9 protein-coding genes are annotated in these 11,836 nt (G+C 73.4%); 1 reads left to right on the forward strand and 8 read right to left on the reverse strand.

Annotated features, from left to right (window positions below; translation table 11 throughout):
- Nucleotides 1-93 precede the first annotated feature (93 nt).
- The 8 genes from G3576_RS10140 to G3576_RS10175 form a co-directional block, all read right to left on the reverse strand.
- The gene (locus G3576_RS10140; protein WP_164694266.1) at nt 94-747 is read right to left on the reverse strand and encodes a DUF2161 family putative PD-(D/E)XK-type phosphodiesterase; all 654 of its coding nucleotides are present in this window, start codon (nt 745-747) and stop codon (nt 94-96) included.
- 32 nt (nt 748-779) lie between these two features.
- Nucleotides 780-3,311: an ATP-binding protein gene (locus G3576_RS10145; RefSeq protein WP_164694267.1), complete on the reverse strand. Its 2,532-nt coding sequence runs from the start codon at nt 3,309-3,311 to the stop codon at nt 780-782.
- Nucleotides 3,312-3,464: 153 nt separating this feature from the next.
- Complete coding sequence (locus G3576_RS10150) at nt 3,465-4,790, reverse strand: methyl-accepting chemotaxis protein (protein ID WP_164694268.1); 1,326 nt, start codon at nt 4,788-4,790, stop codon at nt 3,465-3,467.
- Nucleotides 4,765-5,289 carry a PAS domain-containing protein gene (locus G3576_RS10155; RefSeq protein WP_164694269.1) on the reverse strand — a complete coding sequence of 175 codons (525 nt, stop codon included), beginning with the start codon at nt 5,287-5,289 and terminating at the stop codon, nt 4,765-4,767. The genes G3576_RS10150 and G3576_RS10155 overlap by 26 nt, the downstream gene beginning before the upstream one ends.
- A gap of 126 nt (nt 5,290-5,415) precedes the next feature.
- Nucleotides 5,416-6,015 (reverse strand): glutathione S-transferase N-terminal domain-containing protein, encoded by a 600-nt coding sequence (locus G3576_RS10160; protein WP_164694270.1) that lies wholly within the window; start codon nt 6,013-6,015, stop codon nt 5,416-5,418.
- A 77-nt stretch (nt 6,016-6,092) separates the two neighbouring features.
- Complete coding sequence (locus G3576_RS32265; protein WP_164694271.1) at nt 6,093-7,304, reverse strand: C1 family peptidase; 1,212 nt, start codon at nt 7,302-7,304, stop codon at nt 6,093-6,095.
- A 4-nt stretch (nt 7,305-7,308) separates the two neighbouring features.
- A complete protein-coding gene (locus G3576_RS10170; RefSeq protein ID WP_164694272.1) occupies nt 7,309-8,226 on the reverse strand; it encodes a phosphatase PAP2 family protein in 918 nt (305 codons plus the stop codon).
- 66 nt (nt 8,227-8,292) lie between these two features.
- Entirely contained in the window at nt 8,293-10,344 is a 2,052-nt protein-coding gene (locus G3576_RS10175) for a BTAD domain-containing putative transcriptional regulator (protein ID WP_164694273.1), read from the reverse strand.
- Between the two features lie 184 nt (nt 10,345-10,528).
- On the opposite strand from G3576_RS10175, the gene G3576_RS10180 reads away from it, so the two are divergent.
- On the forward strand, nt 10,529-11,833 hold the full coding sequence (locus G3576_RS10180) for an aminotransferase class I/II-fold pyridoxal phosphate-dependent enzyme (protein WP_164694274.1): 1,305 nt from the start codon (nt 10,529-10,531) through the stop codon (nt 11,831-11,833).
- The last annotated feature ends 3 nt before the right edge of the window (nt 11,834-11,836 follow it).

Below are 11,836 nucleotides of genomic sequence, written 5' to 3' on the forward strand. Positions count from 1 at the left end.
GAAGGGCCGTGTCCTCTGACTTGGCGCGGTTGGGCGCGCGGGCGGAGTAGGGCACGGATTTTCGAAGATGCCAAGCATGTTCGAAGGCGAAGGTCAGTCCTGCGCCAGCGCCGCCTCTCCCGCCGAGGTCAGGCGGTAGGTGCCGCGGCTCACGCGCTCGAACCAGCCATGCACGTTGCGCAGCAGGATGGTCGGCGCGTCCGGCACCACCGCCTTCACGGCGCGGGTCGTCGCCGGCCCGTCCCGCAGCGCGCCGGCGCAGGCCAGCGCCGCCTGGCGATAGGCGGTCATGATGGGCTTGCGGTTGCCCCCGCCCGGCGTCGGGTCGCCGCGCCGCTTCCGGTGCTCCGCCAGCAGGCGGGACCGCTTCGGCAGGTTGGGCCGGGGGCGATAGGGCGAGGGCTCCGCCAGCACCTCCACGCGGCCCGTCCCGGGCAGCACCGCCAGCAGGCCGAAGCCCAGCAGCCGGCAGAGCCTGTGCGCGCGGCGGTCCCGGTCCCGCCCCTTGCGGGTGGCGGGCACGGCCAGCCAGACCTCGTCGCAGGCCGCCAGGCGGTCCACGCCCTGCAGCAGCAGTTCCAGCGTGAAGCCGCCCTTCATCTCCGCGATCACCAGCAGCGGCGGGTCGCCCGCGCCCAGCGCCACCACGTCGCAGCCCAGCACCTCGCCCTTGGGCTCCAGCCCCAGCCGCTCCAGATGCGCCTTCACGGCGGCGTAGAGGCTGGTCTCCGGGGCGCGCTTCGGCATGGGCCGGGCATGCGCCCGGGCCGCGCGGGGCGTCAAGCCGGGGAGGGTGCCGCCGGCAGGCGGATGCGGAAGACGGCGCCGCCGCCTTCGTTGCTGGCGGCGATGGTGCCGCCCATGTGGTGCACGAGTCCCTGGCAGAGGGAGAGGCCGAGCCCGGTGCCGGCATCCTCCCCCTTGGTCGTGACGAAGGGCTGGAACAGCCGGGCCATCACGCGCTCGGGGATGCCGCCGGCATTGTCGGCGATGGTGATCAGCACGGCATCGCCTTCCTGCTCCGCCGTCACCGTCACCAGCCGCGGGCTGCCGGCCTGCCGCGATGCCAGCGCATCCCGCGCATTGCCGATCAGGTTCACCAGCACCTGTTCCAGCGGCACGAGCTGGCCCAGCACCGCCGGCACGGGGTCGCCGATCTCCACGCGCAGCGTCACGCCGGCATCGCGCAGCGTGCCTCCCAGCACCGCCAGCGCGCCGTCCAGCGCCGTGCTGACCGGCACCGGCACCATCGGCGCGTCCTCATCAGCGCCCCGGGCGTAGCGGCGCAGGTGATCGACGACGGAAGCCGCGCGGGCGACGTAGCCCGAGATGCGGCCAAGCCGCGCGCGCACCGCCGCCAGGTCGCCCTTCTCCGCCGCCTGCTGCGTGTTGGACACCGCCAGGCCGATGGCCAGCAACGGCTGCTTCAGCTCATGCGCCAGGCCGCCCGAGACCTCCCCCAGCGAGGCGAGGCGCGCGCTGGTGATGGCGCGGGCCTTGGCCTCGCGCTCCGCCGTCACGTCCACGAGGTAGCCGACGAAGTCCAGCGCGCTGTCATCGGGCCGCGCCACCACGCGCGTGGTCATGCGGATGGTGAGCGTCGTGCCGTCGGGGCGGCGCAGCGTGAGGTCGGCGGACCAGCCACCCTCCCGCTTCATGGCCTCGATGCCCTCGAGCACGGTGTCGAAAGGGGAGAGCACGGCGGCAAGGCCGCCGGCGGAGGAAAGCGCCTGCTCGCTCCAGCCGGTCACCTGTTCCAGGCTGCCGCTGATGTAGTCCTCCCGGTAGCAGCCGCGGCCATGGCGCCAGGTGCAGGCGGCGCAGGTCCAGGCGCGGGCGCGGAACACGACCACCGGCGCCAGGGCGAGCGTGGCGTCCAGTTCCTCCCGTGCCGCCGCCGCGCTTTCCAGCGCCGAATGCTCGGCGCTGGCGTCGCGGAGGTAGCCGACGATCTCGCCCCCGCCATCGGGACGGCGGGACAGGCGCTCCATGCGCATCACCACATGGCGCCAGCTGCCATCGGGCTGGCGCAGGCGCCAATGGTGCTTGGCGCTGCCGTCGCGCAGGACGCGGCTCACCATCTCCTGCCGCGGCGGCGCATGCTCGTCGTAGAGGTAGGTCCAGTCCTCCACGTCATCCAAGGCGCCATCCGTCCAGCCCGTCACGCCGCCGATGTCGCCGGCGCGGTAGGTGAGGCGGGAGGATCCGTCGGCGGCGACATCGCGCAGGAAGATCACGGCAGGCAGCCTGGCGTGCAGGCGCCGCAACTCCGCCTGCCCTGCCGCCAGGACGGCGACTTCCGTTGCCGCGTGGCGCGCGCGTTCCGCCACCAGCACCAGCACGGCGCAGAGGATGACCAGTCCGGTGAAGCCGATCGCTGCCAGATACGCCGTGCCTTCGAGCAGTCTCGCCGTCTGCAGCGTCTGCGACGCATCGACGGCGCCGATGGCGACCAGATTGGTGCCCGGCACCAGCCGGCCGACCGTCAGCCGGTCCGGTCCGCCCTGCACCACAGGGCCCTCTCGCCGGAAGATGCCGTCGCGCATCAGGACCTCGCGCATGGGGTCGCCGAGCACGGGCTGCCCGATGAGCGGAGCGGCGCGGTGGCTCCCCGCCAGCAACTCTCCCTCCAGCCGCACCAGCGCCGACAGGCTTCCGTCACGCTCGACGATGTTGGCCAGCAGGGGAGCGATGTCGGCCGGGCGCAGCAGCGCGATGGCGGCGCCGACGAACCCGCCATCGGCATCGGCCAGCCGCCAGGATACGGGAAGCAGGCGGTCGCGCCCGGGCGAGGGGCGGCCGAAGATCGGGCCGACCTGCCCATCCCGATGCCGGCGGAAATGATCGCGCTCACCGACCGAGAAGCCGGCATGGCCGCCAGCCGAGTGCCAGAGCACGTCACCCTTGGCATCGACGATGCCGAACTGGGCGATGCCGAGTTCCGCATTGTCCAGGATGGCGCGGATCGTCGTCTCCACATCGGCCCGCCGGCCAGCGTCGCCCGGCTGCGAATAGGTGAGCCAGCGCTGCGCCTGGTTGCGCAGCATGCCGCTGATGACGATGGTCTTGCGGGCGAACTGCTCCGTGGCGAGCGCTTCCGCGCCAGCCCGTTCGAAGCCGGCCTCGACCGCGGTCCGGCCTGTCTGGCTGGCGACGGTGAGCGCGAGGGCCCAGGCGCCGACGACGCTCAGGCTCAGCAGCGCCAGGGTGCTGAGACGGCTCAACCGCCCAAGCAAGCCCGCGGGCGACAGCAGCGCCAGACGGATGGCCTCGCGCAACGGGGTGCCGCCGAGTGCGGCCGTGATCGGCAAGGGCGTCTTCCTGGCGTCGGGCCCGCGGGCCTTAGGCATTTCGGGGGGAGGCGAGGCGGGGCGAGCGCGGGGGGGCCGTCGCCGCTCGGCACCGTGTAGCCGCCCCGGCAGTTCAACACTTAGTTTATTTCGTGAAATCTGCGCAATGCATGGTCAGGCCGCCCTTGCCTTTTGCAGGAAGGTTCCAACCCCGCTGCGCAGGCGTTCCGCCTGCTCGGCCAGCCCCTGCGAGGCCGCCAGCACGTCCCGCGCCGCGCGGCCAGTGGTGGCGGCCGCCTCGCCCACACCCTCGACGCTCGTGGCCGCGGTGGCGCCGCCGGCGGCCACGCCCTGGACGCTGCGCGCGATCTCCTGCGTCGCCGCGCCCTGCTCCTCCACCGCGGCCGCGATGGCGCTGGCCACCTCGTCCGTCTGGTGCACGGCGGCGCTGATGCTGCGCAGCGCATCCACGGAACCCTGCGTCGCCGCCTGCATCTCCGCGATCTGGCGCCCGATGTCGTCGGTGGCGCGCGCGGTCTGGGCGGCCAGCGCCTTCACCTCGCTGGCCACGACGGAGAAGCCCTTGCCGGCCTCCCCGGCGCGGGCGGCCTCGATCGTCGCGTTCAGCGCCAGCAGGTTGGTCTGGCCGGCGATGTCGGCGATCATCCGCACCACCTCGTTGACCCGCGCCGCCGCGGCCGACAGGCCCGTGACGCTGGCATCGGTGCGGCGCGCCTCCTCCACCGCCTTGCGCGCGATGGTGGAAGCGCGCGTCACCTGGCGGCTGATCTCGCTGACCGAGGCCGAGAGTTCCTCCGCCGCCGCCGCGACCGCATTGGTCTCCGCGGCGGTGCTGCCGATGGCGGAGGCCGCCGTGGCGGCTTCCTCCGCGCTGCGGGCCGCGCCGGAGGACAGGGATTCCGCATTGTTGCGCATGGACGCCGCGGCGCTGGCGACTTCGGAGACGACCTCGCCAACCTCCGACTCGAACTGCGTGGCGAAGTCGGCGAAGGCGCGCGCCTTGGCTTCCATCGCCGCGCCGCCGGCATTGATGTCCGCGGCCGCGGCGGCGAAGGCGCCGGGCAGGCCGCGCAGCAGCACCTTGCGGTGATGCGCACCCTGGCTCGCGGCCTTCATCGATCCGCCGGCTTCCCGCACGAAGGCGTCGGTGATGTCGAGCAGGTGGTTCACGCCCCGCTGCAGGCGGCCGAGGGGGCCGGCCGGCGGCACGCCGATGATCCGCGCCTCCAGGTCGCCGCGGGAGGCGGCGGTGGCGACGCGGGCGATCTCGGCCATGCCGGCTTCCTCCCGCCGCAGGCGCCAGGCGGCGGCGCCAAGCGGGGCGAGCACCAGGGCGGCGGCGACCACGGTGCCGAGCGGCCCCGGCGGGGTGGCGACCAGCCCCCAGGCGGCTTCGCCCAGCGTGATGGCGCCCGCGACGCCGATCAGCGCCATGGGCGGCAGGAAGCGGCGGTCAGACGGAGAAGGCGAACTGCTCATAGCTGAGCCTCCTTTCGGCGAGGAAGGCGGCCAGCAACTCGGCGCCCTGGCGCTGGCCGGCCTTGCGGTCGGCTTGTGCATGCTCCGCCGCCAGCAGGCGCTGGTAGAGCGGCTCGATGCGCGCGATCTGCGCAGCGTCGGGCTTGCGGCGGTTGGAATGGAAGCCGGTGATGGCGCCGCCGGCGTCGCGGCTCGGCGTCACATGCGCGAAGACCCAGTAGTGGTCGCCGTTAGAGGCCATGTTCTTGACGTAGCCGAAGAACTCGCCGCCCGCGGCGATCGTCTTCCACATCATCTCGAAGATGCAGCGCGGCATGTCGGGGTGACGGACGATGCTGTGGGGCTGGCCCAGCACGCTAGCCAGCGACATGCGGGAAACCGACAGGAACACCTCGTTCGCGTAGAGGATCCGACCCTTCGGATCCGTCTTCGTGACGATGATCTCGTCTTCGGCGAAAGGGCTTGCACGCCCCGTTGGCGTCGTTTTGTGGTTGGCCATTCGGCCCTCCTGCAACCTGGCGGCCTGTTTGACCGCCAGAGCAGAAGCTACGGGCGAAATGCTAACGGGTTACGACCGCGTGACTATCAAGGGGGCACGGCGAACAAGTTTTGGTCATCGCGCGATTCACGCCGGGGGCGGGGCGGTGCGGGCCATGGCTGGCAGGCGGGAGACGCGGGCGTACCAGGCCTCCAGCGTCGGATGCCCCGGCCGCCAGGGTTCGTTGGCATAGCGGAAATCGAGGTAGCCGAGCGCGCAGGCGATGGTGATCTCCCCGATCGTCGTCAGGGCGCCGAGCGTGCCGGCCTCGGCTTCCAGCGCATCGACGGCGCGGGCCACCTTCCCCTGCTGCAGCTCGATGTAGCTTCGCCTTCCCTCATCCTGCGGCAGCGCGATCTCCCGCCGCCGGGGCTGGGAGGCATCGAGGATGCCATCGCCCAGCGCCTGCTGACGCAGCGCGTTCCAGCGCGCGGGGCCGGCGGGCGGGAAGAGCGGCGGCGCCGTGCCGATGCTGTCGAGGTATTCGCAGATGACCGGGCTGTCGAACAGCGCGACGCCGTCATCCGTCACCAGCGTCGGCACCTTCGACAGCGGGTTGAGGCGCGGCAGCGCCGGGTCCTTGCCCGCCTCCAGCCAGGGCTCGATCAGATGCTCGATCCCGCGCTGGATGGCGCAGGCGCGCGCCTTGCGGACATAGGGGCTGTTGGGGGAGATGGTGAGCTTCATGACGGGCCGCGTCCTCCTTGGTCGCGGCCAGTCTTGTCCCGCCCGGGGCGCCCGGCAATCCGGGGGCAGTCCGGGGGTCAGCAGCCCGCCAGGCGCCGCCCGTGGTCGCGCATGCGGGCCTCCGCCGGCGCCAGCGACAGCAACTCCCAGCACCAGCGGTCGACGTAGTTCGCCGAGAGGTAGCCGTAGCCCTGGCGGCCGACCGGTGGCAGGCCGTCCTGGATGTCGGTGTGCGGGAACTCGGCGAAGCGCGCGCCCCAGCTGTTGCGGAACAGGAAGTAGCCGCCCCGGCGTTCCCGCGCATGCGGCAGGAAGCCCAGGATGCAGACGGCGTGGCCGCCATCCTCCACCGCGCCCGGCACCGGGTCCGGCACCTTGCCGTAGAGCAGCGCGCTGCGGGACCGCCAGTTGTTCTCGCCCGGCGCCGCCGCGGCGTCCCGCATCATCGGGAGGGCGATCGCGGTGGCGCGGCCCTGGCGCAGCAGCGCCAGCAGGCGCGCCGCCGTGCCGGGGCCCTGCGAATCCTCGGGCTCGTCATCATAGATCACCGGGTCGGTCCAGCGATCCTTGTAGGCCTTGGCCTGCACGGCGGGGGAGGGCGTCGCCCCGGTGGCCCAGGCGGGGTCGGGCAGCGCGGCGATGTAGGGCTGGTCGGCCTCCGCGCAGATGCCGGCCAGGGACAGCGCCTCCATCGCCTGGCGCAGCTTGTGATGCTCCGGCTCCGCCTGGCCGGAGGGGCTGCGCTCCTTCATTGCCCAGAACAGGTACTGCTCCGACAGGTCAGGATCATCGTCGCCGTCCAGGTGGTGCGGATGTTCCAGCATGGCGGTGACGGCGAAGGGGATGCAGGTGGGGCGGCGGCCCTGTTCGCGCAGACGCCACCGGGCCTCGCCCAGCAGCGTGATGGCGGGGCCGTCCAGGCGGGGCCTGTCCCGCGGAGGCGCGGGGCGGCGATTGGCGTTTTCGGTCATGGCAGCGGCCTTCGCGGGCGTGGTGTTCAGGGGGATGGGCGGGACGGCACCCGGCACCGCCGCGAGCAGGCGGCGCCGCAGCGCGGCCAGGGCCCGGATCTCCCGCGGCTCGGACTGCGCCGCGGCCGCGTGCAGGATGGCCGCGCGGCGTTCGGCGCTGCCCTCGAGCAGCGAGGGGTTGGATTCGATGCGGCAATGCAGCGTGCGGGGGCTGCAGGCGCCGGCTTCCGCCAGGCGCTGTGCCTCCCCCCGGCTGAGGCCGATCCGCGCGGCGAGGCGCAGGTAGTCGGCCGTGGCGTAGCGGCCGGTGCCGGACATGGCCTCAGCCCCCCGCCGGTGGCTTGGGCGCCGGCCCGGCGCTGACGCCACCCCATTCCGCCTGGGCCGCGGCCAGCGGCGTGGGCTCCCCGGCCCAGATCTCGGAGTCCAGCACCGGGCGCAGCCTGCGCCAGATGCTCGGCCCCTTGCCCTGCACGCCGTGCACGAGCCGTTCGCTGGCTTCCGAATCGCTCGGGAAATGCACGCCGGCGATGTGGCGGTTGACGGCCAGGCGCTGCGCCAGCGTGCGGCAGGCTGGCGCCATGGCCGGGCAGGCCTCCGCCAGCGTGAGGCCGATGAGGTGGGCGTGCAGCGCGTGGCCGCTGGGGTAGGAGGGGTGCGGCGGCACCGGGATGGGCGGCATCAGCGCCGGATAGACCTGCGGCGGGCGCGGCCGGTTGTAGACCGACTTCCAGTGCATGCAGACCATATGCGCCACCGCCATGGCCGCCGACATCAGCGTCCAGGTCGCGGGATGGGATTGCGGCGTCATGCTGAAGAGCTGCGCCCAGTAGCGCGCGGGCTCCCCGGACTGGGCGACGAGTTCGTCCATCCGGTCTTCCCGCATGTAGACCAGGTTCAGCAGCGCGGCGATGTCCTGTTCCAGCGCCTTCTGGCTGTTGTCGGGCGGGGACAGGGCCACCTTCTCCCAGCCGCTGCGGGCGAAGGCGGCGAGGATCGGCATGGCGCGGAGCGTCGGGTCCCAATGGCCGGGCCGCCAGGCGGCGCCCAGGATCAAGGGCAGCTTGCCGGTGACCTCGGCCTGGGACAGCTGGTCGTCGTCCGGCGTGGAGGGGCCTTCCAGAGCACCGTCGATCGGCAGCCCGCCGCCGCCGCCCGGGCCTTCCGGCCGCATGCCGCCATCGCGCGCGCCAACCCGCCCGCCAGGGGACATGCCCCCGTCGCCACTTGATCTCTTCATATCCGTGATCCTCGAAGGGCCTGCCTCGCGGCAGGATGGTCAGGTCCCGGCCATCCGGGTGGATGGCTAGGGTGGGAAGCCCGCCAGCAGCAGCTGGCGTTCGTAGGTCTCTCGTCGTCCCAGGTCGCTGAAGGGGTGCTGGGCCAGGCTGGCGCGGACGCGGTAGCCGGGCTGCTGCGCCAGCGCGTCGCGCGCCAGCATCCGCGCCGCCTCCACCTCTCCCTGCGCGGCGAGGGAGGCGGCGGTGACGCGGAGGTTGGAGAGGTAGCGTGGGTTGAGCGCCAGCGACCGCCTTCCATGTTCGACGGCGGTGGCGAAATCCCCGGCCACGTAATGGGCGATGGCGAGGAAGTGGAAGGTCCGGAACAGGAAGGGGTCGTCGGGGGCCAGCGACAGCGCGCGTTCCGCGCGGCGCACCGCTTCCGCGCCATCGCCGAGATAGGCGTAGGTCGGGCTGCTCTGCAGCCAGGCCGTCGCGTCGTTCGGCGCCAGGTCCAGCGCGCGGGACAGCAGGCGCAGCGCCTCGTCATAGCGGCGGTGGCGGGTGGTGCGGTTGTGGCCGAGCAGCGACAGCGCCCGAGCATTCTGCGGATCCGCCGCGATGGCGCGCGCCACGGCGGTGTCCATCGCGGCGGTGTCGCCCGCCACGTCCTTCGACCAGCGCTGCCCGACCCAGAGGCTGAGCCAGGCGGCCTGCGTCGCATGCGCCATGGCGTAGCGGCCATCCATCGCGATGGCGCGCCGCAGCAGCGCACCCGCCTGCTCGAAGGATCTCTCCTCCAGCGCCGCCATCATGTGGCGGGCCTGGAGGACTAGGTGGTAGGCGCCGATGGCCCCGGGCGGGCGGCGGGCGGCCTCCCCCAGCTCGATCTCCTGCACCCGGGGCGCGAGGGTATTGGCGACGCTGGCGGCGATGGCGTCCTGCGCGGCGAAGAGCCCGGCATCGGTCGCGTCGAAGGCGCGCGCCCAGACCACCGTGCCGCCTTCCACCGCCGTCAGCTGGACATTGAGGCGCAGCGCCTCCCCCGCCCGGCGCACGGTGCCGGAGACGACGTAGCGCGCACCGAGCGCGGCGCCGGCGGCGGGCGCGTCGATGCCGGCCTCCGCATCCTCCGGCCGCCGGCCCGCGATGACCACGGGCTCCCGCATCGCGGCGAGGGAGCAGATCACCTCCTCCACCATCCCCTCCGCGAACCAGCGGGGGACGGGGTCGGCGCCGATGGCGCGGAAGGGCAGCACGGCCACGCGCGGCACGTCGTCCGACCAGGCGGAGCCGGCGGCGGCGGCACGGGCGGCGGCCGGGGCGCGCCAGGCGGTCTCCGCCTGGCCCTCCACCAGACCCTGCTTGATCTCCACCGCCAGCGCCTGGGTGGCGGCGGAGGGTTCCATGTCCAGCTCGCTGCCGAGATGCTCGTAGAGCGCCCCGTAGTGGCGCAGCGCGACGCCGAGCTCCCCATCCTCCGCCGCCAGGCGCATGGCGACCCGGCAGGCCGCTTCATGGGTGGGGTCGAGCCGCAGCGCCGCTTCCGCCATCTGCCGGCGAACGGCGCGGGGATGGGCCGCATCGCCATAGGCCGCTTCCAGCGCATGCAGCACCTGCGCCAGCGCCGTGCGGCGGCGTGCCTGCAGCCATTCCGCGAAGAGGGGGCTCAGATCCTCGTAGCCCGCCAGCATCTGGTCGATGCAGCCGGGCTGGCTGCGCAGCAGGTCCGGCAGCTCACCGGCGCCGATGGCGTGCAGCGCGCGGTCGAGGTCGAGCGCGAAGGCGCCGGGGGCAAGGCCCACCTCGTCCCGCCCCGCGGCCAGGGCGTCGCAGCCGCGCTTCTCCAGCGCCTCCCGCAGCTCGAACAGCGTCTGGCGGAGCGAATTGCGGGCCTGGCGTTCGGCGACGTCGGGCCAGAAGAGGCCGGAGAGCCGGTCCCGCGGCACCGCGGCCGTGCCGGCTTCCAGCGCCAGGAAGGCCAGCATCGCCCGCGCCTTGCGCCCCGCCAGCGGCAGCGGCCCGCCGGCGAAGCCCAGCGTCAGCCCGCCGAGGCAGCCGATCGCCAGGATCGGGCGCGGGGTGGGCTCGGCCGGGGCGGCGCTGGCGGTGATCGCCAGCGGGCTCATGCTCGTCATGACCATTCCGGTGGGCGCGGTTTCGGGCATTGCGGGGCGGCGGCTTCGGGGCGGTGGATATCGCCCTGCAACAATCCACCACGCGTCGCGCCCCCCTGGCAACGTGGCGGTAAGGCGCCGTTAACGCCCGTCTAACGTTCGGCGAACGCCGCCCATGCATGGTGTTCCCATGAGGAGAACCGCCATGCGCGCCATGAACGACGACCAACGCGGCCTGCCCGAGCTGGAGACCGTGGCCGGCGACTACCTGGAGCGGGAAGGGCCCGACCTGCTCGACCGGTGGGAGAGGCACCAGGCCTTCTGGGAGGCCAGGATGGCGGCGGGGCTCGATGCCCAGCCGCGGGTGATGCTGGACCGGGTCGGCCCGGAAGCCCATGTGCTGACGCGGGGCCAGGACCGGATGCGGGGCGTGAACTTCGCCTCCCCGGACTACCTCTCCCTCTCCACCCATCCGGCGCTGGCGCAGGCGGCGAAGGAGGCGATCGGCCGCTGGGGCCTCGGGGCCTCAGGGCCCGTCAGCGTCCAGGGGGGCAGCCTGCCGCAGCAGGTGCTGGAGGAGCGGATCGCGGACCTGCTCTGCTGCCGCGATGCCACCGTCTTCCCCTCCGGCTGGGCCGCCACCCACAGCGTGCTGACGACGCTGCTGCGGGAGGAGGATCACATCATCCTGGACCCCGCCGCCCATCCCGCGCTGCGGGAGGCCTCGGCCCGGGCCACACCGAACCGCCATGCCGTGTCCCAGAGCAATCCCGGCGCGGTCGCCGCCTACCTCGCCCTGCTGCGGTTGCGCCATCCGCGGGCCGGCCTGCTGGTCGTGGCGGAGACGATCTGCGCCGCCGATAGCGGGGAGCACGATCTGCGGGCGCTGCGCGATGCCTGCCGCGAACACGGCGCCACCTTCATGGTCTGCGTGGGCCATGACCTGGGCGCGATCGGGAATGGCGGCCTCGGCGTGCTGGGCGAACAGGGGCTGGCGGGGGAGGTCGACATCGTCGTCGGATCCTTCGCCGCCAGTTTCGGCAGCGCGGGCGGCTTCGTGGCCGGCAATGCCAGCGGGCTGAAGCCGGCGTTGCTGGCCTTTGCCGGGCCGCTGCAGCACGCCACCGCCTTCTCCCCCGTCCAGGCCTGCATCGTGCTGGCCGCGCTCGACCTGCTGCGGTCGGCGGAGGGCGCGCAGCGGCGGCGGCGGCTGATGGCCAATGCGCTGCAGCTTCGCCAAGGCCTTGCGGCGCGCGCCTTCACCGTGCCGGGGCGGCCAAGCGGCATCGTGCCGGTGGAGATCGGCGCCATCGCCGATGCGCGGCGCCTGACCCGCGCCGCCATCGCGCGCGGCGGGCTGGTGGAACTGGTCGAGCATCCGGAGGTGCCACGCTACAGCGCCCGCTGGCGGCTGCACGTGATGGCCGACCATACGGAGGCGCAGATCGAGCGCATCATCGGCATCGCCGTCGCGGCGCGGGAGGAGGCGCAGCCCCGCCTGACAGGGTGACAA

This window comes from Falsiroseomonas algicola (assembly GCF_011040385.1).
In the GTDB taxonomy this organism is placed as follows: Bacteria; Pseudomonadota; Alphaproteobacteria; order Acetobacterales; family Acetobacteraceae; genus Falsiroseomonas; species Falsiroseomonas algicola.

What these genes read in the sequence shown, in the direction of transcription:
- G3576_RS32265 (WP_164694271.1), bottom strand. Translation starts at nt 7,304, where the DNA reads ATGTCCGGCACCGGCCGCTACGCCACGGCCGACTACCTGCGCCTCGCC.
- G3576_RS10180 (WP_164694274.1), top strand. Translation starts at nt 10,529, where the DNA reads ATGCGCGCCATGAACGACGACCAACGCGGCCTGCCCGAGCTGGAGACC.
- G3576_RS10160 (WP_164694270.1), bottom strand. Translation starts at nt 6,015, where the DNA reads ATGAAGCTCACCATCTCCCCCAACAGCCCCTATGTCCGCAAGGCGCGC.
- G3576_RS10150 (WP_164694268.1), bottom strand. Translation starts at nt 4,790, where the DNA reads ATGAGCAGTTCGCCTTCTCCGTCTGACCGCCGCTTCCTGCCGCCCATG.
- G3576_RS10170 (WP_164694272.1), bottom strand. Translation starts at nt 8,226, where the DNA reads ATGAAGAGATCAAGTGGCGACGGGGGCATGTCCCCTGGCGGGCGGGTT.
- G3576_RS10155 (WP_164694269.1), bottom strand. Translation starts at nt 5,289, where the DNA reads ATGGCCAACCACAAAACGACGCCAACGGGGCGTGCAAGCCCTTTCGCC.
- G3576_RS10140 (WP_164694266.1), bottom strand. Translation starts at nt 747, where the DNA reads ATGCCGAAGCGCGCCCCGGAGACCAGCCTCTACGCCGCCGTGAAGGCG.
- G3576_RS10175 (WP_164694273.1), bottom strand. Translation starts at nt 10,344, where the DNA reads ATGACGAGCATGAGCCCGCTGGCGATCACCGCCAGCGCCGCCCCGGCC.